The organism is Thermococcus sp. (assembly GCF_015521605.1).
Lineage (GTDB): Archaea > Methanobacteriota_B > Thermococci > Thermococcales > Thermococcaceae > Thermococcus.
Genome location: NZ_WANV01000032.1, coordinates 24,425 through 47,229, shown reverse-complemented (window position 1 = coordinate 47,229; position 22,805 = coordinate 24,425). Strand labels below are relative to the sequence as shown.

General features: G+C 55.7%; 26 protein-coding genes and 1 pseudogene. 7 read left to right on the top strand and 20 right to left on the bottom strand.

All coding sequences use genetic code 11. The annotated features are described in order from the left end of the window. Nucleotides 1-283 (bottom strand): annotated as a pseudogene (locus tag F7C11_RS07730) (cell wall-binding repeat 2 family protein); the annotation flags it as partial. A 229-nt stretch (nt 284-512) separates the two neighbouring features. Further along, nucleotides 513-1,082: a cyclase family protein gene (locus F7C11_RS07725; protein ID WP_297092610.1), complete on the bottom strand. Its 570-nt coding sequence runs from the start codon at nt 1,080-1,082 to the stop codon at nt 513-515. Between the two features lie 152 nt (nt 1,083-1,234). On the opposite strand from F7C11_RS07725, the gene F7C11_RS07720 reads away from it, so the two are divergent. Further along, the gene (locus F7C11_RS07720; RefSeq protein ID WP_297092608.1) at nt 1,235-2,500 is read left to right on the top strand and encodes an adenosylhomocysteinase; all 1,266 of its coding nucleotides are present in this window, start codon (nt 1,235-1,237) and stop codon (nt 2,498-2,500) included. Nucleotides 2,501-2,537: 37 nt separating this feature from the next. Then, nucleotides 2,538-3,191, top strand: coding sequence for a tRNA (N6-threonylcarbamoyladenosine(37)-N6)-methyltransferase TrmO (tsaA, locus tag F7C11_RS07715; protein ID WP_297092591.1), 654 nt, complete (start codon nt 2,538-2,540; stop codon nt 3,189-3,191). Here the strand turns inward: tsaA and F7C11_RS07710 are convergent. Beyond that, nucleotides 3,183-3,752 carry an HD family hydrolase gene (locus F7C11_RS07710; RefSeq protein WP_297092589.1) on the bottom strand — a complete coding sequence of 190 codons (570 nt, stop codon included), beginning with the start codon at nt 3,750-3,752 and terminating at the stop codon, nt 3,183-3,185. The genes tsaA and F7C11_RS07710 overlap by 9 nt on opposite strands. A 2-nt stretch (nt 3,753-3,754) precedes the next feature. After that, nucleotides 3,755-4,069: a GTP-binding protein gene (locus tag F7C11_RS07705; protein WP_167904543.1), complete on the bottom strand. Its 315-nt coding sequence runs from the start codon at nt 4,067-4,069 to the stop codon at nt 3,755-3,757. A gap of 49 nt (nt 4,070-4,118) precedes the next feature. Between F7C11_RS07705 and F7C11_RS07700 the strand changes: the two genes are divergently transcribed. Next, on the top strand, nt 4,119-4,676 hold the full coding sequence (locus F7C11_RS07700; protein ID WP_297092587.1) for an Era-like GTP-binding protein: 558 nt from the start codon (nt 4,119-4,121) through the stop codon (nt 4,674-4,676). Here the strand turns inward: F7C11_RS07700 and F7C11_RS07695 are convergent. From F7C11_RS07695 to F7C11_RS07685, 3 genes are read right to left on the bottom strand one after another with little or no spacing between them, the layout of a single operon-like run. Then, nucleotides 4,673-5,077, bottom strand: coding sequence for a secondary thiamine-phosphate synthase enzyme YjbQ (locus F7C11_RS07695; protein WP_297092585.1), 405 nt, complete (start codon nt 5,075-5,077; stop codon nt 4,673-4,675). The genes F7C11_RS07700 and F7C11_RS07695 overlap by 4 nt on opposite strands. Further along, the gene (locus F7C11_RS07690) at nt 5,077-5,370 is read right to left on the bottom strand and encodes a hypothetical protein (protein WP_297092583.1); all 294 of its coding nucleotides are present in this window, start codon (nt 5,368-5,370) and stop codon (nt 5,077-5,079) included. Before F7C11_RS07690 ends, F7C11_RS07695 begins: the two co-directional genes overlap by 1 nt. Further along, nucleotides 5,349-6,632, bottom strand: a complete 1,284-nt coding sequence (locus tag F7C11_RS07685) for a prenyltransferase (protein ID WP_297092581.1) — start codon at nt 6,630-6,632, stop codon at nt 5,349-5,351. Before F7C11_RS07685 ends, F7C11_RS07690 begins: the two co-directional genes overlap by 22 nt. A gap of 120 nt (nt 6,633-6,752) precedes the next feature. Here F7C11_RS07685 and F7C11_RS07680 point away from each other — a divergent pair, with 120 nt between their 5' ends. Beyond that, nucleotides 6,753-7,853 carry a TRM11 family methyltransferase gene (locus tag F7C11_RS07680; protein ID WP_297092579.1) on the top strand — a complete coding sequence of 367 codons (1,101 nt, stop codon included), beginning with the start codon at nt 6,753-6,755 and terminating at the stop codon, nt 7,851-7,853. Here F7C11_RS07680 and F7C11_RS07675 read toward each other — a convergent pair. Continuing rightward, complete coding sequence (locus tag F7C11_RS07675) at nt 7,850-8,278, bottom strand: CoA-binding protein (protein ID WP_297092577.1); 429 nt, start codon at nt 8,276-8,278, stop codon at nt 7,850-7,852. The two genes, F7C11_RS07680 and F7C11_RS07675, sit on opposite strands and share 4 nt — an antisense overlap. A 67-nt stretch (nt 8,279-8,345) precedes the next feature. Between F7C11_RS07675 and F7C11_RS07670 the strand changes: the two genes are divergently transcribed. Continuing rightward, nucleotides 8,346-8,783: a hypothetical protein gene (locus F7C11_RS07670; protein ID WP_297092575.1), complete on the top strand. Its 438-nt coding sequence runs from the start codon at nt 8,346-8,348 to the stop codon at nt 8,781-8,783. Here the strand turns inward: F7C11_RS07670 and F7C11_RS07665 are convergent. Together F7C11_RS07665 and F7C11_RS07660 are read right to left on the bottom strand one after the other, a co-directional pair. Then, a complete protein-coding gene (locus F7C11_RS07665; protein WP_297092573.1) occupies nt 8,755-9,150 on the bottom strand; it encodes an NfeD family protein in 396 nt (131 codons plus the stop codon). The genes F7C11_RS07670 and F7C11_RS07665 overlap by 29 nt on opposite strands. Nucleotides 9,151-9,152: 2 nt before the next feature. Further along, nucleotides 9,153-9,800 carry a M48 family metallopeptidase gene (locus F7C11_RS07660; RefSeq protein ID WP_297092602.1) on the bottom strand — a complete coding sequence of 216 codons (648 nt, stop codon included), beginning with the start codon at nt 9,798-9,800 and terminating at the stop codon, nt 9,153-9,155. Nucleotides 9,801-9,838: 38 nt separating this feature from the next. Here F7C11_RS07660 and F7C11_RS07655 point away from each other — a divergent pair, with 38 nt between their 5' ends. Then, on the top strand, nt 9,839-10,639 hold the full coding sequence (locus F7C11_RS07655; protein WP_297092571.1) for a radical SAM protein: 801 nt from the start codon (nt 9,839-9,841) through the stop codon (nt 10,637-10,639). Between the two features lies 1 nt (nt 10,640). On the opposite strand, the gene F7C11_RS07650 is transcribed toward F7C11_RS07655, so the two are convergent. From F7C11_RS07650 to F7C11_RS07610, 9 genes are all read right to left on the bottom strand, one after another. After that, complete coding sequence (locus F7C11_RS07650) at nt 10,641-11,273, bottom strand: diacylglycerol/polyprenol kinase family protein (RefSeq protein ID WP_297092569.1); 633 nt, start codon at nt 11,271-11,273, stop codon at nt 10,641-10,643. 746 nt (nt 11,274-12,019) lie between these two features. Next, complete coding sequence (locus F7C11_RS07645; protein WP_297092567.1) at nt 12,020-13,363, bottom strand: glycerate kinase; 1,344 nt, start codon at nt 13,361-13,363, stop codon at nt 12,020-12,022. 22 nt (nt 13,364-13,385) lie between these two features. Continuing rightward, nucleotides 13,386-14,399 (bottom strand): TrmB family transcriptional regulator, encoded by a 1,014-nt coding sequence (locus F7C11_RS07640; protein ID WP_297092565.1) that lies wholly within the window; start codon nt 14,397-14,399, stop codon nt 13,386-13,388. A gap of 9 nt (nt 14,400-14,408) precedes the next feature. Further along, nucleotides 14,409-15,512 (bottom strand): ABC transporter ATP-binding protein, encoded by a 1,104-nt coding sequence (locus F7C11_RS07635; protein ID WP_297092563.1) that lies wholly within the window; start codon nt 15,510-15,512, stop codon nt 14,409-14,411. Nucleotides 15,513-15,521: 9 nt separating this feature from the next. Continuing rightward, complete coding sequence (locus F7C11_RS07630; RefSeq protein WP_297092561.1) at nt 15,522-16,355, bottom strand: carbohydrate ABC transporter permease; 834 nt, start codon at nt 16,353-16,355, stop codon at nt 15,522-15,524. Beyond that, the gene (locus F7C11_RS07625) at nt 16,352-17,203 is read right to left on the bottom strand and encodes a carbohydrate ABC transporter permease (RefSeq protein WP_297092559.1); all 852 of its coding nucleotides are present in this window, start codon (nt 17,201-17,203) and stop codon (nt 16,352-16,354) included. The genes F7C11_RS07630 and F7C11_RS07625 overlap by 4 nt, the downstream gene beginning before the upstream one ends. Nucleotides 17,204-17,212: 9 nt before the next feature. Continuing rightward, nucleotides 17,213-18,499: an ABC transporter substrate-binding protein gene (locus tag F7C11_RS07620; RefSeq protein ID WP_297092557.1), complete on the bottom strand. Its 1,287-nt coding sequence runs from the start codon at nt 18,497-18,499 to the stop codon at nt 17,213-17,215. Nucleotides 18,500-18,619: 120 nt separating this feature from the next. Next, a complete protein-coding gene (locus F7C11_RS07615; RefSeq protein ID WP_297092555.1) occupies nt 18,620-19,633 on the bottom strand; it encodes a Gfo/Idh/MocA family protein in 1,014 nt (337 codons plus the stop codon). Then, complete coding sequence (locus F7C11_RS07610; protein ID WP_297092553.1) at nt 19,630-20,643, bottom strand: Gfo/Idh/MocA family protein; 1,014 nt, start codon at nt 20,641-20,643, stop codon at nt 19,630-19,632. The genes F7C11_RS07615 and F7C11_RS07610 overlap by 4 nt, the downstream gene beginning before the upstream one ends. 86 nt (nt 20,644-20,729) lie before the next feature. Between F7C11_RS07610 and F7C11_RS07605 the strand changes: the two genes are divergently transcribed. Then, complete coding sequence (locus F7C11_RS07605; RefSeq protein WP_297092600.1) at nt 20,730-21,872, top strand: glycosyltransferase; 1,143 nt, start codon at nt 20,730-20,732, stop codon at nt 21,870-21,872. On the opposite strand, the gene F7C11_RS07600 is transcribed toward F7C11_RS07605, so the two are convergent. Next, nucleotides 21,851-22,801 (bottom strand): carbohydrate kinase, encoded by a 951-nt coding sequence (locus tag F7C11_RS07600; protein ID WP_297092551.1) that lies wholly within the window; start codon nt 22,799-22,801, stop codon nt 21,851-21,853. The two genes, F7C11_RS07605 and F7C11_RS07600, sit on opposite strands and share 22 nt — an antisense overlap. Between the last annotated feature and the right edge of the window lie 4 nt (nt 22,802-22,805).

Below are 22,805 nucleotides of genomic sequence, written 5' to 3'. Positions count from 1 at the left end.
CGTACTGTTCAACGACCGCATCAGGCCCGCCGATGATTATCACTTCATCTGGGGCGTAACTCATGATCTCCGCCGTCACGTTCGGGTCGTAAGCACCCCACGTGGTTGTGACAATCACCGCACCAGTCACATTGGCCAGGTACTCAGCGATGGCGCAATCGGCCTCATTGTCACTCACCAAGATCACCGTGACGGTGGTGGCGGCGCTGACGCCCTTGGACGCCAGGGGCATTCCTACAATCAGCAACCCGAAGAGGATTGCCATCACTTTTCTCCACATCATGGCACTTCACCCAGTGTGTTTCTATGAAAAAAGCAATATTTAAGCTTTTTTCACGAAATCGTCTATTTATATTGCCGATTGTTTAGAAAAAAGCTCTGAGAGAGGGTTTTTCTTCTTTAACCGTTAACGAAGGTTTCACAACGTTTAATTGCGTTTAATCTCGGATAGATAGGGAGGAACGGCCACACAAAGGGTCAACGGCAGCCGGATTAGAAAACAAACGTGAATCTTACTCCACAAATGCCACAGCCCTCACCGGACTCCCCGAACCGCCCTCGATCTTAAGGGGGAATGCCATGAACGTAAACTCTCTGCCCGCGAGAAGTTCCAGGTTGACCAGGTTCTCAAACACGGGCACCTCCTCACTGAGGAATATTCTGTGAACGGCATCGTCCCCTATGCTCATGGAGTCGGTGCCCACGGCTTTAACTCCCTCGGCAACAAGAAACAGCGCAACCTCCGGCGAGAGCTCCCTTCCCCCGGTTAGGAACAGCACCACTCTGTCAAAGTAGCCCTCATCCGGAATCTCGTCCAAGCGCACCGTGCCGTTTCCGTTCCTGACGTCCACCACCATGCCCCTTCCCACGAACCGGTCCAGGGGCATCTCGTCAATTGTCTTCCCCCCGGGGATGAAGTGCGCCGGAGCATCAACGTGTGTCCCCGAGTGCTCACCCATCTTCAGAACGTTCATGTAGTAGCCGTCCCTCTCGATAACCGCCCAGAGCCTAACGCTCACCGGCGGGTCATCCGGATAGATGGGGGTATCGTCCGAGAGGGGCATCGAAAGGTCGACTATCATGGGAACACCAACCTTTCTAGCAACTTCCACCTAAAAACCTTTTCTGAGTATGCTGAGTTTTGTGGGACTATCAAAGGAAAATGTTCCAAAGACACAAAATTGGTAACCCAAGGGTTTTAAGGGACAGCCCCAATGCTTCACCGGTGATGAGTATGGACTGCACGAAGGATTACTGCGTTAAGGACATATCACTCGCCCCAAGCGGAGAGAAAAAGATAGACTGGGTATCCCGCTTCATGCCGGTTCTCCAGCACATAAGGGCCGACTTCGAGAGAAAGAAGCCCTTCAAGGGGGTCAGGATAGCCACAACGCTCCACCTTGAGATGAAGACGGCCTTCCTGCTCCTTACGCTCAAAGCCGCCGGTGCGGAGGTCTCGGCGGCGGCGAGCAACCCGCTCTCGACACAGGACGATGTGGTGGCGGCACTGGCAAAGGCAGGGGTCAAGGTTTACGCAATAAGGGGGGAAGACAGGGAGCAGTACTACGAGTTCATGCACAGGGCGCTCGATATAGAACCTAACATCATCATAGACGACGGCGCTGACATGATAAGCACCCTAATGCGGGAGAGAGAGGAGCTCGTCGATGGTGTCTGGGGCGCGAGTGAGGAGACAACGACCGGCGTGATAAGGCTCCGCGCGATGGAGAAGGACGGCGTGCTGAGGTTCCCCATCATAGCTGTGAACGACAGCTACACCAAATACCTGTTCGACAACCGCTACGGAACCGGCCAGTCAACGTGGGACGGAATCCTGAGGACAACGAACCTCCTCATAGCCGGTAAGAACGTCGTTGTTGTTGGCTACGGCTGGTGCGGCAGGGGCATAGCGATGCGTGCGAGGGGCCTCGGTGCGACGGTGGTAGTGGTGGAGACTGACCCGATTAGAGCGCTTGAGGCAAGGATGGACGGATTCATGGTCATGGACATGATGGAAGCGGCGAGGGTGGGCGACATATTCGTCACCTCTACCGGTAACATCAACTGTATAAGAAAGGAGCACTTCGAGGTCATGAAGGACGGGGTGATCCTCGCCAACGCCGGCCACTTCGACGTGGAGATAAGCAAGCCGGATCTCAAGGAGCTCGCGGTCGAGATAAGCGAGCCCAGGCCGAACATAACCGAGTACAAGCTCAAGGACGGAAGGCGGTTATACCTGCTCGCCGAGGGCAGGCTGGTGAACCTCGCGGCGGCCGACGGCCACCCGGCGGAGATAATGGACATGAGCTTCGCCCTGCAGGCAAAGGCGGCCGAATACATACGGAACAACCACGAGAGGCTTGAACCGAAGGTCTACGTGCTCCCGAGGGAGATAGACGAGATGGTCGCCCGCATAAAGCTCGCCTCGATGGGCATAAAGATCGAGGAGCTCACGGAGGAGCAGAGGAAATACCTGGAGAGCTGGGAGCACGGGACCTGAGTCCCAATATTTTTCTTTTCACCTGGAGGAACCGGCAATGGACTTCGAGCCCTTCAAACTCGTTCCCGTCGGCTACGTGAGGAAGAACGGAGAGACCCTCATTGAAATCCTTCCCGAGTTCAGGGAAGCGATGGACGGCCTCGCCGAGGGCGACTGGATAAAGCTGATCCTCTGGTTTCACGCCAGCGACAGGCCGGAGAGGAGGAGCATTCTGAAGGTTCATCCCTACAACAACCCAGAGAACCCTCTCAGGGGAGTTTTCGCCACGCGCTCGCCGGTCAGGCCCAACCCCCTGGCCATATACGCGGTGAGGATAAACCGCATAGAGGGAAACAGGCTCTACATAGACTGGATAGACGCGATGGACGGAACGCCGGTTGTTGACATCAAGATACTCGTGGAGAGGCTCGACTGCCCGGGGGAAACCCAGATTCCGGAGGGGGAACTCGATATCCCCTCATCGAGGCAGGTCGGGGAGGTCAACCTGATACCGCGGAAAAACGAGCACCTCGACGAGCTGGAGGAAGTCCCTCCGGAGGAGTACGAGGCGCTGGTTCTTGAGCTGGGGCCAAAGACGACGACACTGACAGCAAAAGATCTGGTGGAGCTCCTCGAAGCCCTGATGGAAGTGTACGAGAACCTGCCTGTGGAAATAAAGGATAAGCTGAGGCAGCATCACGGCTCAACGTGATGCCCGCGACAGTTCCTTTCTCATTTCAGCCAGCTCTTCAACGAGCTCCCGGAAGTGTCCGTAGAACTCGCTCTCCCTGATGGAGTCAAGGGCGCTCCAGAACTCGTCGAGGTCTTTGAAGCCGGCCCTTTCGTATTCGAGTGCCTGAATCAGCATCTCCAGCTTGTCGGCGAACTTTACGAGCCTGCCCTCGGGGCTCAATCCCTCCTCGTACTCGCGCCAGAGCCTGAAGTACTCCCTTGGATTCGATGTCTTGATGAAAAGCTCCATCGCGGCCTTCTTCTCGGCCCTGCCCTTGTCGAGGTAGTACTGAGCCGTTAGGGGTACGTCGGTGATCCTCGCCTCGGCGAGGTCGTGGAGAACCGCTATCCTGAGTGCCCGTTCAGCGTCTATCTCAATACCCTTCGCCCTCAGCTCGTCGGCCAGGAAGAGCGTGATGAGGGCGACGCGGTAGCTGTGGTCCGCTATGCTCTCCGGGCTTGAAACGCCCCTGAGGAGCCAGCCGGTTCTGGGGAGTCTTTTCAGGTTTCCTGCCTCGATAAAAAGGTCTAAAAGGGACATTTTCACTCCTCCGTCGTGAAAACGGCCTTCTCTGTTTCGATGGCGCTGGCCATTATGCAGTCACCGAGGAATCTGCCATAGACCTTCACCCACTCGCCCTTCCCCAGGCAGGGGCTTCCCGAGAACTCCACCCTGAGGCCGGAAACTTTAAAGGTCGTCCTGTAACCAGGTAACTCCATGGGGAGGAACTCCACCAGGGGTTTGTCCTCTATGGTGCCCTCGATGACGACGTTCTTACCGCGAAAACCGCCGGAATTCAGCTCATCAACCGTAACAATGTAATAATAATGATGACCGAGTTTGACCCGCTTGGGCATGCTCATCACCTTTATAGGCCAGCCTTGTAAATATCTGTGGGGTGAGGGTATGATAAAGGTTGCGATTATAGGTGCCGAGAACGTCGGCAAGTCAACGCTCATGAACGCCCTCATAGGAGGTAAAATATCGGAGGTGGAGAACCTCCCCGGAACGACCAAGGGGACGATAAGACGGCGCTTTGGAAAGCTCAAGATACCGAAGAGCATGAAGAACCCCCTCGGGGGAGCCGATGAGTTCGTGCTCATAGACACCGCCGGTCTCTTTGACCCCCAGAGGGAGCTGAGGGGCAAGGTTCTGAGCGAGGAGAAGTTCCGGGAGATAATCAACGAGATAGTCTCCTCGGATATAGTCATCCATATGGTCGACGCCACCGTCGGCCTGCACAGGGGCATGGAAAAGCTCCACCACATGCTCAAGTTCCGCTACGAGAAGCCAATAATCGTTGTGATCAACAAGATAGACCTTGTCCCACCGGAGAGGGTGGAAGAGATAAGGCGGACAATAAAGAAGCGCCTTGAACAGGACGCGATACCCCTCTCCCTGGTCACGTACGAGGGATTCAACGAGCTGATCAGGAGGCTGGCATATTACGCCCAGTACGTCTAGCACCTGCAGATCTTCACCAGAACCTTCCTGTGCCTCGGCCCGTCAAGCTCGATAAAGAGGATTCTCTGCCAGGTTCCGAGGAGCAGCTCTCCGTTCTCTATCGGGACGACGACCTCGGGATTCAGAAAGAGGGCCGCCCTGAGGTGTGAGTGGGCGTTGCTGTCTATGCGGTCGTGGACATAACCCGCTCCTCTGGGAACAAGCTCCTTCATCTTTGCCCTAATGTCCTCCAGCAATCCGCCCTCGTTCTCGTTTATCACCAGTCCCGTCGTGGTGTGGGAGGTAAAAACGACCGCGATGCCGCTGGTAACGTCGCTCTTCCACACCAGGTGCTGGATCTCGTCGGTTATGTCAACGATCTGAAACTTCTCCTCCGTAGGAACCTTAACCTCAAACAGCATCAGCCCCACCTGGTGAGGTTTTTCTTGATTTCCAGCAGAAGTTTGTCCGGGGAGTCCAGGGAACCGGAAACAGTGACTCTGAGGAGAACGGCTGTTTCATACGCATCTATGAGGTCTTTTCTGTTCTTCTCCAAGACCTCCGTGCGGAGGGTTCTGTATATCTCTTCAACCGCGTCTCTGAAGAGCACCTCATCGGAGTACAGTTCCTTGTTCGTCAGAAGGATGGTGATGAGGTAACTGACGAAATCGACCCGGTTCTCTTTTCTGCCTATCAGTGCCTTGAGCCGTTCCATGACCTGACCCTCCCCGGAAGCTCCTGTTCCAGGGCCTTAATGAGTATCTCCGAGACGAGAATCGAGGAGAACCTCGGGTTTCTGACTTCAAGCGCAGCGTCTATAGCCTTCTCGACCTCCCCCCTCTTAACGAGGTGGTGGGCGACATCGGCCATTATTATCGAACGTAACCGCTCATTCCGAATCAGGTTCCCTATCTTCATTGCCCCCTCCAGCTCGCCCCTGATAACGTAGTAGCGGGCGATTTTAGCCCAGACTTCCTCACTGGTTGTGCCGTTCCCTATGGCCCGTACAATTGCCCAGCTGCCTTTTTCGGGCTTCTCAAGGATTTTGTTCATCACGGCCTTTCCGGCAAGGGCCACCTCCTCCTCGTTCATGGCCGAGATGAAGTTCGGGAGAACGTCATGATCCCTCTCAAGGAGCTCCAGGGCCATCTCCACCAGTATTGTCTCCCTGTTGTCGAGACGCCTGATAAGGTCGAGGGCAGGCGTGCCTTCACCGCTGAGGGCAAAGACAAAAGCAAGCTCCACCGTGAAGTCATTTCCAAACTTCTCTATGAGGTCGTTGGCCACTGCCTCAAGCGTGTCTATGTAGTGCCCGAGAACCTCCTTTTCCTTCAGGTAGAAGGCAACTTCCTTAAAGGCCTGTCTGGCCCAGTCCCTGATGCCTATTTCTCTGAGGAGAGATATGGCGTTTTCGTAGCTCTCCAGGAAGAGGTAGGCCTTTATAAGCTCCAGCATTGCCTTGGAGCGGTGGGGCTCGGAGTCGATGTAGTCCACAATGAGCTTGCTCTTCCTGAGCCTGTAGGCCACCTTCAGGCGCTCCTTTCCGATCATGCGTGTGTTCGTGCGGAGGATTTGGAGAAGCATCTCGTTCCTGGCCCCGCGGTTCTCTATCTCCAAGGCATAGGTTATGGCTTCGTTTACATCTCCAAGGGCCAGCATGTACGCCGCGGCGCTCTGCATGAGCATGTCCCGCTGGGGCGCTGGAAGTATCTTGGAGTCCTCCAGAACCCCCAGATATATCCTTTTCGCCGATTTAAGTCCTGCTTTCCCCATGGAATAACCAACGGACAGCAGGGCGCGGAACATCGTCACGGGATCCTCTATCTCCTTGGCGGTCTCAACGGCACGGAGAAATGCGGTTCTGTACAGGTTGTTCCTGGCCTTGGCTAATCTCTCACCAATTTTAGCATATGTTGCAGATTTTATATAGGGGTCTGGAATTACCTCAACGGATGCCAGCACCTCTTTGGCAATCATACGACATATCCCCCGCAGGATTGTAGATTTTACCTAAACTCCTATTTAACATATTACGCGCTTCTTCTTATTAATCTAACCCTCGGAACGTTTTTAAGAACCGGTGTGGAGTGAACGACTATGTACGCTGTGATATTCGGAAAAAATCCCCGTCTGAGTGAGGCAGAGTTTCATGCGTTTGCGAAAAGGTTTAACCTGAAAGTGAATATTATCGGGGCAGACCGTGACTGGATGGTATTTGACTCAAGCCCGAAGGTCGAGAGATACTTCCACTGGCTCGGCGGCTCTCTGAAGCTCGTGAGAATTGTTGGCGAAGGGGAGGACGCGATAGGCGACCTCGAATACGCGAGGCTCTTCACGGTCAGCCTCTACGGTGAGAGCGACTGGAAGCTCTGGCGGAAGCTGGGGAGTGCGATAAAGAGGAAGTTCAAGGCGGAAGGGCCTTCAAAGTTCTTCAAGCCTGCTAAGACCTACGCAATGCCGGCGGAACTCATCCTCAAGGGCTTCCCCGAAACCAGGGACTTCGTCTTCCTTTTTCCCAAGGATGGGAGCTTCTGGGTCGGTGAGACTGTTAAGGTTGCCGACCCCTTCGAGCTGAAGAAGCTCGATGTGGAGAGGCCGGTTCAGAGACCCATCCTCTCTATTCCGCCCAGGCTCGCGAGGATAATGGTGAACCTGACGGAAGTGAGAAAGGGCTCGTTCCTAGACCCATTCTGCGGCATAGGGACCATTGTCCAGGAGTTCGTTCTTCAGGGATTGAACGCCTACGGTAGCGACCGCGACCCTGAGAGGATACGGGACGCCAAAAAGAACCTTGCATGGCTCAGGAAAGAGTTCCGGCTCAAGAACTCGGCCCACCTTGAGGTCTGCGACGCGAGGAAGCTCAAGAGGTGCTTCCGCCAGCGGTTCGACGCTGTAGTTACTGAACCCTACCTCGGAAAGCCCCTCAGGAGAAACCCTACTAAGGGTGAGGCAATAAAGCTCGCCAACGAGCTGGACAGACTTTACTACCCCGTTTTCGAGAGCTTTGCCGATGTTTTGAAGAGGAACGGAAGGGTCGTCTTCGTCTTCCCTGCCTACAAGCTGAGCGGCGGGGGGATATACAGAAAAGACAGAAAGTGGCTCGGTAAGCTCGGCTTTGAGGTTCTGGGGAGGTACACCGACCACGAGGAGAGGCACAGGCTGGTGAGGGACATCCACGTGCTGAGGTACAGGGGTTAGCCGATAAGCCTCTCGTGCTCCTGCTTTATGCAGCGGTGGGCAACCGCGATTAAGCCCGCTTCCCTGGCCTTTTTGAAGGCATCCCTGCTGTACGTGTTGAACTGGAACCAGACGACCTTCGCGCCCTTCTCTATCGCCTGTCCGACGTAGTCCATCGTGAACTCCGGCCTTACGAAGAGGTCGACTATCTCTACGTCATCGGGGATATCGAGAACGCTCGGATAGCACTTTCTTCCGAGGACTTCATCGTAGCGCGGGTTCACCGGATAGACCTCGTAGCCGTGCTCAAGCAGGTAGCGCATGACGTCGTTGGAGGCGCGCTCCGGATTTGGAGAGGCCCCAACGAGGGCTATCTTCCTGTAGTTCGTCAGTATTTCCCTAATTTCATCGTCGCTAAGCCTGTCAACTGGCATTATCCTGACCATACCATCACCGGAGGGGTTTGGAAGCCAACCTTTAAAGCTCTAACCGAGAAGTTTCTCCGGTGATAAAATGGCGCTCTACGAGGAGACACTGACGAGCAGGGTGTTTCAGATCATCATGCTGGCCCCAATACTAGCGATGTTTGCGGGCCTCTATGCGACGTATCGGGCAAACGAGGGCGTTGAGATAATGCTCGCAACCACGGTGGGCGTTGTGATTCTGCTCATAGATGTAATGGCGATTAAAATCGAGATAGACGAGCGCGAGCTGCGGATTAGGGGCATCCTGGGGCTTGTGGTCAGGAAGACCGTTCCCATCGAGAACATCGCGAGCTTCCGGGTTGGAGAGGGCTGGAGTTCCTGCTACGGGACGATACACTTCAACCTGCCTGCCAGGGGCTGCATCACGATACACCAGAAGAAGGGATGGACTGTTTCCTTCACGACCAACAACCCGGAGGAAGTCGCGAGGGTTCTGGCTACTCTCGGCGTTCCACGAGAACCTTAGTGCCCTGAACTGAGATTATCCTGACCTCCTCGCCCCTTTTGGCGGTTCCGTTTAAACATTCCGCCTTCCAGAGCTCACCGTCGAGTTTAACGACCCCCTCGGGGGAGAGGTCTTCCACAACCAGAGCCGTTCTTCCCATCAGCCTCTCGGGGCCAATCTCCGGCCTCCTGTCCGCACCACCGCCGAGAACGAAGGGCGCTATCAGGAAGTCCTTGACCAAAAGAAGGGACATCACAAGCAAGCCCGCCCAGAGGGGTATCTCCACACCTATTTCAGGGAGTATCAGAAAAATGAAAACACCAACAATAATTTCATCGGCCATCAGTGCGAGGAGCTTGAGGAGGTTACTGGCCCTTCTACGCCACATCCCTAGACCCCGCCAGCCAGCCACTTCCAGTGGGGGTTCAGCTCGATTATCGTCCACCACTTCTTAAGCTCCTTTCTTGCGGTTTTGTAGTCGGGGTAGAACCTTCCCACCAGCTCCCAGAAAGCCCTGGAGTGGTTCATGTACTTCAGATGGGCAAGCTCATGGATTACAACGTACTCCCTGAGTTCGGGCGGAATCGCTATGAGGCGGATGTTGAAGTTCAGGTTCCCCCTGGGAGAACAGCTCCCCCAGCGGCTCTTCTGGTGGCGGATGTAGACCTTTCCCGGCTGGATGCCCATCTTTTCGGAGTACTCATCCACGATGGGGAGGAGCTCCTTCCGGAGGAGCTTCTTGAGGCACGAGAGAACCTCCTCCCTGCTGGGTGAGAGGAAGACCGTCTTGAACTTCGTATGCACCTTGGCCTTCCTGCCCTGAATGACCTGGTAGAACTCGCCGTTGATGGGAAAGCCCGACTCTGCTATCTCGCGGAGGCCGTCTATCTCGGCCAGTTTTCCCTCTAGCCAGCCCCTGTGCCTCTCAATCAGGCTATCGACGTCGAATCCATCGGGGGCGGTGACCAGGACCGTCCCGTCCGGCCTCACCTCAAGCCTTGCATACTTGACCGGCCGACGGCGAACCCTCAACCTCATGCCGCTCACCTTTTAAGGAGAATGGATAAAAAGTCCTTATGAAGGTTCGGGTTATAAAGAGGCGCGCCAGGAGCATCTACACCAAATCGAAAATCCCGGGCGTGGAGTGGGCGGTCAACCAGTACGTCGGCTGCGCCTTCGCATGCGAATACTGCTACGCAAAGTTCCTGACCCGGTGGAAGGACTACGGGGAATGGGGGAGATGGGTCGAGGTCAAGACCAACGCACCCGACCTGGCAAGGAGGCATGTTTCTGGGAGCGTCGTCATGTCGACGGTGAGCGACCCGTACCAGCCGATAGAGGCCGAGCTCAAGCTGACAAGACGGGTTCTCCGCTACATGGACAAGAGGAACGAACTTTCAGTGCTCACCAAGTCGCCCCTCGTTACGAGGGACATCGACCTCTTCAAAGAGTTCCGGACGATAGAGGTGGGCCTGACGATAAACGGCTTCACGGGGAGAGAGAAGAGGCTCTTTGAGCCCCTTACACCCCTCCACGAGGCGAGGGTGAGCGCACTGAAGGAGCTGAAGGAAGCCGGCCTGAAGACCTACGTCTTTGTCAGCCCGATAATCCCCGAGATAACGGACGTCTCCGCCATAGTCGAGGACACAAAGGGCTTTGCTGACTACTACTTCTTCGAGGTGCTCAACCTCCGCGCCTCTGGCAGGGAGTTCCGGGAACTCCTCCGCGATGAGTACCCGGAAAGCCACGAGGTTCTGACCGATGAGGAGAAGTTCGAGGAGTTCCTATGGGGGCTGAAGAAGGAGATAAGGTCACTGGGAGTAAAGGCCGAGGGGATAGAGACTCACCGGAGAGGCTGGGAGTTCGTGGAGCCCTGATTCACCATGTCGGAGACAGCAGGGCACCCCCGTAGGCCAGCCAGAGCAGGAGCGCCGTTGAGAAAGGGACGGTGAACTCATCGTAGGCCGAGGGCAGGGGGAGGCTTTCGAGGAAGGTAGCGACCAGCCCGATTCCCACCAGGAGGGCAGGGGAAGCGTCAAGATTGAGAACCCAGTGGCTTGCCCGGAGCGCAATCAATGAGACCGCGAGCATTACGATGCTCCCAATGAGGGTCTTTCTCTGGTTCCACGGGATTCTCGGTCCGCCGAGGAGCTGGCCGGCTATGGCGTTGCAGCAGTCTCCGAAGGTCGAAACCCACAGCGCCGAGAGGGCCGCTATTTTCGGAAAGACCGTGCAGATTATCCCCGCGGTGACCCAAAAGAGGAAGCTGCCGAGGTAGTTGTCTGCCTCGTCCTCCCTCGCCATCGTCCTGTAGCTCAGGTCGGCTATGGGTACGGTAAGATTCCAGCCGCGGAGGAGCTTGAGGTGCTGGAGCGTGTAGAGAGAGGCAAAGAACCAGACGACGACGAGCGTAACCCACTTCGGGGTGAACACTATTATTGGGGCCCCGAGGATTCCCGGGAGGACGTGCCAGCCCTTTCTCACGAGCTCCCTTCGTGGAACGCGGTTCATGATTTCACCCGTACTGATTCCACACGCCCGTATTTATCGCTTTTCCCGCGATAACTATAAAAAGGCATAATCATAAGGACACCTATGCAAGTAAGGTTTGAGAGGATCATTCCCCTCGACGATGACGACGCCCAGAGAGTGAAGGAAACCTTACTCAGGCTGAGATTTGTACACTACATTCAAGGCGCGAATGGGGAAATCTGGGGCTACGCGCCGAGATATATCAAAGAACGCTACGAGACCCACTTTTATCTGATCGACTTTTCAGAGAAGAGCTTTCTAATAGCTTCAACGGTTCCCCTGAAGATCCCAATCCCCGGCAGAAGGGTTATATCGCTGGAGGGAAGCAGGAAATCCGTCGCCAGAAGGATAAGACTGCACCTCACGGATCCACTGAGCAGGAATGTCAAACTCCAGAGAACCATCGGCCTGAACATCACATCGCTCCTGGGCCTTGCCCTCCTCGGCGGAGTTCTCCTGTGGTTAAACCCATACATCTTCGCACTAACTCTCCTGATATTGACCCTCGGATTAATTCCTGGAAACTCCAAAGTCGCAATCAGACACGGGGAGAAGATTATGATTTTCAAGAAAAATAAAAGGGCCCACAGAACGGCCTCTCTGCTCGCTGGAATGCTTTATCTCATACCCGTTGTAAAAACCTTCCAGGAAATATTCAAACACCAAAGACATCAGGGTTTTCGCGGCGCTCCTTTTGGTGAGCACTCCGGTGATAATCCTCGCCCTCATGATTCTGTATTTCCAGAGAGAGTGGCGGGATCTCGTATGACCGCTATCACCAGCGAGTTCACGTTCGTCCCGGTAGGCCCGGTCTTGAGGAGCGCACCCACTCTTTCCAGCGCCCGGTAGGCGTCGTGCCTCTTCAGGGCTTCCTCGACGTCGATTCCAGCTTTCTTAAGTTCTTCCAACGTCTTTCCATCGACGATACCACCTGCTGCATCGGTAGGCCCGTCCGTCCCATCGGTATCGACGGCCAAAACAACTGCATTCAGCCCGGCTATCTTCCTGGCAACGCTCAGGGCGAACTCCTGGTTTGGCCCGCCGAGGCCGGCTTCTCCTTCAATCGTCACCGTCCACTCGCCGCCGGCTATGAGGACGGCCGGCTTTGGAACCGGGCGGTCGTATCTGGCTACCTCCTGGACTATCGAGCCCACCGCGAGTGCCACCTCCCTGGCCTCGCCTTCAAGGGTCGTGGTTAGCAGCAGGGCGTTGTAGCCGAGTTCCCTAGCTTTCGCCAGCGCCGCCTCACACGCCATCCTGCCGCTTCCGACTATGAAGTTGTGGACGTTTGGGAGGTCTTCCTTGAGGGTCTCCTCGGCCTTCCCTTTGAGTCCCAGCTCGATGTGCCTCTTAACGCTCTCCGGCAGCTTCTCCCAGACGCCGTAGAGCTCCAGGATTCTGAAGGCGTCCCGGAAGGTGGTGGGGTCCTTCACGGTCGGGCCCGATGCTATGGCCTCAAGCGGGTCGCCCACGACGTCCGAGAGGATGAGGCTTATCACAGTCCCCCTAACGCGTTTCGCCAGCTTGCCGCCCTTGACGGCCGAGATGTGCTTTCTCACGGTGTTTATCTCGTATATTTTGGCACCGCTTTTGAGTAAAAGCTCGTTCGTCCTGATCTTGTCCTCCAGGGTTATCCCTCTCTCGGGGAGGAGGAAGAGCGCAGAACCGCCGCCTGAGATAAGGACAAGGAGAACGTCATCCTCTCCAACCTTTCCGGCCAGTTTGAGGCCGAGCTTTCCACCCAAAAGGGAGTTCTCGTCCGGAACGGGATGGCCGGCCTCGATGATCCTCAGTCTTTCCGTCCTGGGACAGTTCTCGGCGTAGCCGTACTTGGTGATTATCACTCCCTCCTCGATGCGCTCCCCGAGGAGGTCGGCGACGGCCCTTGCCATGGAGCACGCGGCCTTGCCGAAGGCGAGGAGGTAGACCTTCCCGGACAGGGGAAATTCCTCACCAGAGACTGTCAGGCGGTTCCCATCGAAGTTAATGCCCCTCCTCACCGCCCGGTAGGGATCGGAGCTTTCAATGGCTGCCCTCATGATGTCCAGTGCGGCCGTTCTGGCGTCCATCTCCCTCCCCCTGCAAAAGAGTTCACTCAAAGAGGATAATGCGCTCGGCCTCTATGTCCTCCAGGGAGGCGTTCCAGCCACCCACCACGTGCCTCTCACCATCTTCAGTTTCCACCGTTATGTTCGAGATAACTTTGCCCTCGTCCTCGTAGAACTCAACGATCCTCCCCACGAGATGAACCGGTTCTCCCGAACGAACGAAGCGGCCAAAAACCTCAACCTTAGCATTCTGAATGCTGAACCGCCGCAGGTCTGAAACAAGCTCCCTTATGTGGATGTACTCCCTCGGGAGCCTGAGTGCCCGCTCCTCCCTGTAAACGACCCTACCCGTTGGCCAGAGGGCATGGTAGAAGTAGCGGTCAAGCATGAAGAGGAGGTTGTTGTCGTGTATGACCAGCCCGTAGCCATGGAGGGAACTGCCGGCAGTTAACGCCTCGTAGGGGAGGTATATGCCCATGTCCCTGTCCTGAATTATGATTATGGGGTCAGGAACTTCACGCATACGGATTTCTGTCGCGATGGGGGACACCTCACCCTCGCCGTAAACGAAGAGGTTTATCCTCACGGAGTCCCTCTTCACGCCGAGGTCGTCCTTAAGCCTGTCGAGGAGCTCCATAGGCACTGCAATGCTGAGATGAAACCTGCTGTTCTTTATCGCCCGCCTGATGTATTCCTCCAGGGTTATCCTGCTCTTGACCACCGTGACGCTTCCGATTTCCCCACGGGGGGTGTAGAGCTTCTCCAGGGCGGCCTTGAGAGTCTCTATCTTTTCATCGTAGCGCCTCTTTATGGCATCCATGACGCTGTCGGGACTGAGGGGAATGACCTGCTTCGGCCGTCCCTGACTCGTTGTCACGAAGCCCTTGGCCATGAGCGTTCTTATCACGTCGTATATTCTGGGCTGAGGAACCTTTGAGAGCGTCGCGAGTTCCCCCGCCGTGAGGGGGCCGTTCCTGATGAGGGTAAGGTACGCCCTAACCTCGTACTCGTTCAGGCCGAGCTCCTTGAGCAGGGACTTTATCTCCTTCTCCTCCATAGGCAGGCCTCAGATTATCGCTTTTTCAGTGGCCTTGTCGAAGATATGAAGGTTGTCAAGGTCGATCTCTATTTTAATCTTTTCCCCGATGGGTAATGGTATATGTCCGGGCAGCTTTATCTTGATGATGTTCCCACCGACCTTGGCGTGCACTATGGTGTCCGTCCCAAGGGCCTCAATGAAATCGACGACTCCGTCTATCTCGACGCTCCTGGTCACGTGCTCCAGGGTGGATACCCCCTTCACTGTCATGTGCTCCGGCCTTATGCCCACCAGAACATCCTTCCCAAGGTAGTCAAGGAGTATATCCCTGAAATCCTCGGGCAGGGGTATCCTGAAGCCGTCCCCTTCGAGGACTATGCCCCCGCTTTCCACAAGGCTGGCGTCCAGCAGGTTCATCTCAGGTGCGCCGATAAAAGTTGCCACGAAGACCGAGTTCGGCTTCAGGTAAACCTCCGTGGGGGGTCCTACCTGAAGGAGCCTCCCCTGGTTCATAACAGCTATCCTGTCTCCCATGGTCATTGCCTCAACCTGGTCGTGGGTAACGTATATCGTCGTGACGTTCAGCTTCGTCTGGAGCTTCTTTATCTCGGCGCGCATCGCCACCCTGAGCTTTGCGTCGAGGTTGCTTAACGGCTCATCCATAAGCAGAACATCGGGTTCTACCACTATGGCCCTCGCAACGGCGACGCGCTGCCTCTGGCCGCCACTCAGCTGTCCCGGGTAGCGGTCGAGGAGCTCCTCTATCTGAAGCAGTTCGGCCGCCCACTTGACGCGCCGTTTTATCTCGTCTTCGGGATACTTCTTCACTTTTAGGGGAAAGGCTATGTTGTCGAAGACCTTCATGTGCGGCCAGACGGCGTAGCTCTGAAACACCATCGAGATGTTCCTGTCCTTGGGAGGCAGGTACGTGACGTCTCTGTCCCCAAAGTATATCCTGCCCTCGGTGGGCGTCTCAAGGCCAGAGATCATCCTGAGCGTTGTGGTCTTTCCGCAACCGCTCGGTCCGAGGAGGACGAGAAACTCCCCGTCCTTTATCGTAAGTGTGAGATCCTTTACCGCCTCGAAGTTCCCAAACCTCTTGGTTATGCCATCAAGTTTGACCTCAACCATGGTAACACCTCACTTGAGCGTTATACCCCACATCGTGACCAGATACCTCCTGGCGAACAGGATGAACAGCATCGCCGGGAGGGTCATTATGAAGGCCGCCGCGAACTTGTAGTAATCGGGGGCGGCACCACCACTTGAGCCTGCCATTATCGACAGTATCTGGGCCGGCAGAGTTCTGTTGTTCAGAGTGAGAATCGATGCAACGAAGACCTCGTTCCAGCTCATGACGAAGGTGAACATCGCCGCCGCGGTAAGTCCAGGCATCGCCAGCGGCAGGGTTATTTTCCTGAAGGAGCCGAACCTGGTAAGGCCGAAGACCATTGCTGCCTCTTCGTATTCCGTCGAGACGCCGGCAAAAATGCTCGACGTTATGAGGACAACGAATGGAAGCGCCATTGCAGCGTGGGCGAGGGCGACACCGAGAAGCGTATCCGCGAGGTGCAGATCGATATAGAGAACCAGCAAGGGTATCGCCATGACCGGAATAGGGAACATCCTGAGGGCGATTATTAAGAGTTTTATGTGATCCCTTCCAGGGAAAATGTACTTGGAGATCGAGTAGCCCGCAGGGACACCAAGAACGAAGCTTATCACGATGGTCATTACGGCCACTATTATGCTGTTCTTTATCCCGTCCCACGCGCCGAGGGTGAAGAGTATGGTGTTGACGTACTCGGTGGTAAAGCTCGTTGGGATTATCTTTGTGGGGTCGTAGTAGTCAGCCTTGCTGGTGAATGCATAGAGGAAGGATATCACGATGGGCACCAGTATCCACACGACGGCCGTGAAAACGGCGGTGTAGAAACCTATCTTCTTGAGGGCGTACTTGGTCTCGTCGTTCATTCTCCCACCTCCAGGTACTCAGCGCGCAGGAATTTGATATATAGGGCACCGAGCAGTATGGAGAGACCGGCTATGACGAGGGCATACACCGATGCCACGCCCGCATCTTTTATCTCCGTGAGCTGGTAGTAGCCTTCACCGGCGAGAACGGGGATGTCCCTGCCGGCAAGTATCCAGACTACACCGAATATCTGCATTGCGAAGAGCGTCCTTATTATGAGCGCGCTCTGTATGCTGGGCTTCAGGAGGGGCAGAACGATGCGCCTGAGCTTGGTCCAGTAGCTGGCGCCGAAGACCTCTGCGGCCTCAAGGTACTCCTTGCTTATCATCTGGAGGCCCGCGAGGATTATCACGAAGACTATCGCCGTGGAGCGCCACAGCTCCGCTATGACTATCGCAAAGAACTCCCTCGTGCGGTACTCATAACCGAACATGTAGATGGGCTGGGTTATAATGCCCAGATTCATGAGGAGCTTGTTTATGAAACCGTAAGGGGAGAGCATGGAGTACCATATCAAACCGGCCGCCACGTCGCTTATAGTGAGGGGGATTATGAGGGCATAGAGGGCGGCATCCTTACCCTTAAACACGCGGTTCATGAGGAGAGCAAGAACGACCGCGAGGGAGACCTGAATCGGGACTATAACACCGGCAAGAGCAATGGTATACTTAAACGCGCTCCAGAAGTAGTAATCGCTAAACGTCCTCCTCCACACTTCAAGGGAGAGCGCCCCGTTCTGGGTGAATGCGAGGTACAGGGCCTGAATAAGAGGGTAACCAACAAAAAACAGCAGGTATGCAAGGGCGGGTAAAATTAAAAGATAGGGAACGAGAGAGCGCCGTTCCATGGCCATCCCTCACGGCACTGGCGCACCAATGTCCTCAAAGAGCTTGACTAGGTCGGGCTTGATCTCCTTGGTAACGGTTGCTGGGTCCTCGTTGTTGAGGACTATCCTCTCGAATGCCTGCTTGTAGTACTCCTTGAACTGTCCGCCCTTGTCTCCAAGGTTCGGTATCATGACGACGAGTGCGTCCTTGGTGCTGGCCTGCGCCTGAACTCCCTGGGCAAGTATCTTGAGCGGCCCCTCAGGCAGCTTTCCGCTCGCCTCCTCAACGGTCGGGAAGAATCCCGTCTTCTCAAGAACCTTGACCTGCGTGTCAGGCTGGGTCAGGTAGTCTATGAGCTTCCAGGCCTCCTCCTCATGAGGCGCTCCCTTGGGTATGGCAAGGCCCGCAAGGACGACGATGAATCCCCTGCCCTTCGGCCCGCGTGGAACGGGAACAACGACGAACTGGTCAGGTTTGGTCTCAATGGCGTTCTTAATCCTCGCCGTGTGGTCCCAGGCTATCATGACCTCGCCCTTAAGGAGCGGGTCTGCCATGGCATCCCAGGTGGTGCTCGATGGGTGAACGTAAGGCCAGAGCTCCTTGAGGTAGTTCCACATCTCCACTGCTTCTGGACTGTCGAATTCCTTGGCCTGATAACCGGTGTAGCTCGGATAGAGATAGCCGTGAAGGAACCTGACAAAGAGTCCATTTGGTCCGGCCGGGAAGCCGAGCTGCGGCTGACCGGTCGCTTCCTCCAGGTTCTTTGCCCACTGGAGGAGGGCGTCGTACGTCCACTTGTCCGTGCCCTTGATAACGTCATCCTCCGTGAGCCCAGCAGGGAGGTACTTGAAGGCATCCTTGTTGACGACCATGACATAGGTAGCGCTCATCCAGGGCACGTAGACCTTCTGGCCGCGGATGTATGAGTACTGCTCGAAGGTGCTGATGAAGGTTCTTCCCTCAAGCTTGGGCATCTTGCTCAGGTCCTCAAGCCAGCCTTTGGAGGCCATGTAGTCCATACCACCGTGAAGGTCACCTATGACATCAATGGTGACCTTTCCCGTCTGCATCTCGCCCTCAAGCCTCGTAACCATATCCGTGTAGGAGATGGGGACGAAGTTGACTTCGATGTTCGTCTCTGATGTAAAGCCCTTCAGAAGGTCTTCCTGAACGAAGGCCCTCTCCTCTGGCGGGTTCAGCTGTGTTGACAGAAACGTCACTGTCACCTTAGTCTCCCCTCCGGGGGAGATACAGCCGCTGGCCACCACTGCGAAAACCACAATACCTGCCAACAAAAGTCCAAACAACCTCTTCATGGGACATCACCCGATACCTCAAGTAAGGTACTTCAACGAACTTATGTGAACAACATATATAAGATTTGTGTTTAAAACCACTGAAAGTGGTTGTATTTACACAAAAGTAAAAGTTTGAGATTAAAGCCTGGGCTTCACGGTTCTACCCTTCCGGGAGGATTCGTAAGCCGCGAGGATTATGGCAAGATTCTTCTTGGCATCCTCCCCCGTTATGGGAATCTCCCGATCTTTGAGCACGGCCTCCGTGAATGAGTTCACTATCCCCCTGACGTCCGGCCTGTCCCAGTATATCTTTTCGGCCCTGTCCTGATAGACCGTGAAGTCCGGATATGCGGTTCTGACATCTAGGAAACCCTCCCTGCCAACGAGGTAGTACTTTATCTCGATGCCGTAGGAGTAGCCCCTCGGGTTGCCCCAGCCCGCGGTAAGAACCGCCAGAACACCCTTCTTGAACTCAAGGACGGCCGTCCCTATATCGTCCACCGGGAATCCGTATATTTTGCTCCCTATGTCAGCGTAAACCTTCTTGGGCACGTCTCCGGTGAGCCAGAGGAGGGAGTCAACGCCGTGAGGAGCTGTGTCCATGAAGCCCCCGCCGCCCGACTTCCTGACATCCAGGAACCAGCTCATGTCGAGCCCCTGGAGGAATATCGGCGGCTTGACGTTTTCAGAAATCGTTTGTATGTACTCCAGGGCACCTATCTCCCCGGCATCAATCATCTCCTTGGCCTTCCTGAGGGGATCGGTAAAGCGCGGGTTGAAGGGCAGCATAAGCCTAACTCCCGCCTTTTTAGCGGCCCTTATCACCTCATCCGCGTCCTTGAGGTTCAGGGCGATGGGCTTCTCAAGGAGTATGTGCTTGCCCTCCTCAGCTGCCCGGATGGCTATTTCCTTGTGTCTGTACGTCTCTATGGCAACGTAAACCGCCTCCACGTTTTCGTCCCTCAGGAGGGCCTCGTAGTTCCTGTAGAACCTCGCCCCGTACTTCTTAGCCTCCGCCCTTGCCACGTCAGAGTTCGAGCCGTCGCCGGATATAGCGACGAGCTTTGTTCTCTTGCCCCCCGCAATCACAGAGGCAAAACGAAGGGCATGCGGGTGGGCGTAGCTTATTATTCCGAAGCTGAGCTTCCTCATATCTCAACCACCTCCCCCTTCCGGGCGCTTTCCTTGGCCATCTCTGCAATCTTCAGCGCGACCAGGCCGTCCTCCGCCGTGACCACTGGCTCCTCCCTGCCCTTGATGCAGTTAAAGAAGTGTCTCAACTCCCTCTCGAAGGCATCCGGGAAGGTCGAAAGGAGCGGTGAGAAGCGGGGCATCTCAAAGTTGGCCTTGGCAACGCCGACCACCGGTGTGTCCAGAGGGGTGTAGCGTATCCTGCCGTTCTTTCCGATGATGTCAACGTGGTGGTAGAACACACCGTAGCGTGAGGGGTACGGATACGCCCAGCTGACCTCCGCTATGCCCGTCTTCCCTCCCTCGAACGCTATCATCATCATGAAGTGGTCGAACGTTCCGTTCGCCCTTGCCTCCTCCTTGATGGACTTTCCAACGGCATAAACGCTCACCGGCTCGCTCTCGAAAAACCAGCGCAGGAAATCCGTGACGTGAACCCCCAGGTCAACGGCAACGCCGCCGCTCCTGTTCTCGTCCCAGTACCAGTAGTCCTTCGGGAAGGGGAGGTTCTGGACTTCGGCCTTTCTGATGTGCATGGGAAGGATGTTGCGCTTCTTTATGACTTCCTTCATCTGAATCCACCTGAGGTCAAAGCGCCTTACATGGCCAACGAAAAGGTGCAGGCCCTCCTTTTCCGCGGTCCTTATCATTTTCTCGGCCTCTTCGACGGTGAGGGCTATCGGCTTCTCGACTATGACGTGCTTTCCAGCCTTAAGTGCCGCGAGGGCCAGCTCAGCGTGGGTGTAGGTTGGTGTGAGGATTTCCACGACGTCGAGGTCAATGTCAAGAAACTCATCAAGGCTCGTGAAGGCTTTCGCCCCAAGCTCCTTAGCACCTTCCTTGGCTCTGGCCGCGTCTATATCCATGCAGGCAACGACCCTAATCCCCTCTATCCCCCTCAGCGCCCTCTTGTGGGCGAGGTTGAATATGTTTCCACAGCCTATCACTCCTACCCTCAGCTCCATGGGCATCGCCTGATTCCAGTACGGTCGAAAGGTATATAACCCTTTTCAAAATAAACCACTTTAAATGGTTGTAACTTATGAGGGTGGAGAAGATGAGGGTTATCGTTGGGATTCCCAGTTACAACAACGGGGAAACAATTTCTTTTGTCGTGAAACAGGCTGCAGAGGGGCTGAAAAAATATTTTGGCGGTGGGATCGTCGTCAACGCCGACGGGGGGAGCACCGACGGGACGAGGGATGCAGTGCTGAAAACAAAGGTTCCGGATGGGGTGGAAGTCCACAGCTTCATCTACAGGTGGCCCATCCCTGGAAAGGGAAGCGCCATGAAGGAGCTCATGGAGTTCGCCCTCGGGAGGGACGCAGATGCCATAGTGTTCGTTGACAGCGACCTGAGGAGCATAACGCCGGAGTGGATATACCGCTTCGCCAGGCCCATAGAAGAAGGCTATGACTTCGTGGCACCGCTGTACATAAGGCACAAGTGGGACGGCACGATAACCAACAACATAGCCTACCCGATGACGGCTTCGCTCTACGGGAAGAACGTCAGGCAGCCGATAGGCGGGGACTTCGGAATAAGCAGAAGGCTCATGGAGGTCTACCTTGAAGACGAAGATGTCTGGAAGACCCACGTTGCCCGCTTTGGGGTGGACATATTCCTGACGACGACGGCCATAGCGAGGGGCTTCAAAATCATCCAGACGGCCCTGGGAATGAAGATACACGACCCCAAAGACCCGGCGGCCTCGTTAGGCCCCATGTTCAACCAGGTCGTTGGGACGCTGTTCATGCTGATGGGGAGGTATGAGAACGTCTGGAATGGTGTGAGAACAATAGAGCCAGTTCCGGTCTTTGGGGAGCTTGAGAAAGGTGAACCCGAGCCCGTAAAGGTGACCCTGGAGCTTCTTGAGATAAGAGCGAAGGAGCTCTTTGCCCAGCATGAGCCAGTGCTCAGAAGGGCCCTGAGCGAGGAGACCCTCAAGGGGGTGAAAGAAGCTCTCAAGACCTTAGAGTTCGACGACAGGCTCTGGAGCCACGTCCTCTACGACGGAGCGGTGGCGTACAAAAACGGAATCCTAACCGAGGCCGAGCCCCTAGTGCCGCTGTACTTTGCAAAGACGGCAGATTTCGTCAAGAGGACGATTGACATGAGCACGCTTGAGGCTGAAAAACTGATAGAGGAGAGGGCAAGGATATTCCTTGAAGAAAAGGACTACCTCTTGGAGCGCTGGTAGAGCTCCCTGAACTCCCTCATCAGGGCCACTTCTTCCATTTTTGGAACGCTCCAGGCACCCCTAAGGGTCGTTGAGAGCGCCGCTATGAGGTTTGCGAAACGGCCGATTTTTCTGAGGTGTTCCTCCTCAATGGTCCCCGCACCGAGCAGGTTCGAGTAGTGCAGGCCAGCCAAGAGGGCGGCTGTAAAGGCATCTCCAGCCCCTGTGGTGTCGAGAGGCTCAACCCTATAGGCCGGCACGTGAATCCTGACACCCCCGCTCGTCAGCTCGCTGCCCTTCTCACCCAGAGTTACCGCGAGCAGTTTGAAGTCGAAGTCATCGAGGCTTACCCCGTTGTTTCTGAGGTACTCCAGCTCGCCGTCGCCGAGCTTGACGATATCGGCCAGTTTCAACGCCCTCTCTATGTCCCTCAGCATTTCCTCCTCCCTTCCGCGCCAGAGGTCGGGCCTTATGTTGACGTCGTAGCTCAGCGGAACCTTCCCCTTAAGTCCCCCTAAAACTCCGAAGAGCGTTGAGCGCGAGGGCTCCCTGGCGAAGAGCACGGTTCCGAAATGAACGACCTCCGCGTTCTCAAGAAGGACCGCCTCCACGTCCTCAGGCTTTAGGTTGAAGTAGGCAACGCCGTCGTAGAGGATGAACTCCGGCTTGGCGCCGATCAGCTGGACGAAGACGACACCGGTGTGTTTTTCGGCGTCCCTGGATATGTATGTCTTCACACCCTCGTCACGGAGCCTTTCGAGCAGGAAGTCCCCAAAGGGGTCGTCACCGACCTTGCTTACCAGCGCGCTCTCAACGCCGAGCCTCGCGAGTCCGACGGCAACGTTGGCGGGGGCACCGCCGGGATGCTTCTCGAAGGACTTCACGTCCTTCAGCTTTCCCTCCTGGAGGGCTATGAAGTCTATGAGCACTTCCCCAACGGATACGATCACGGCA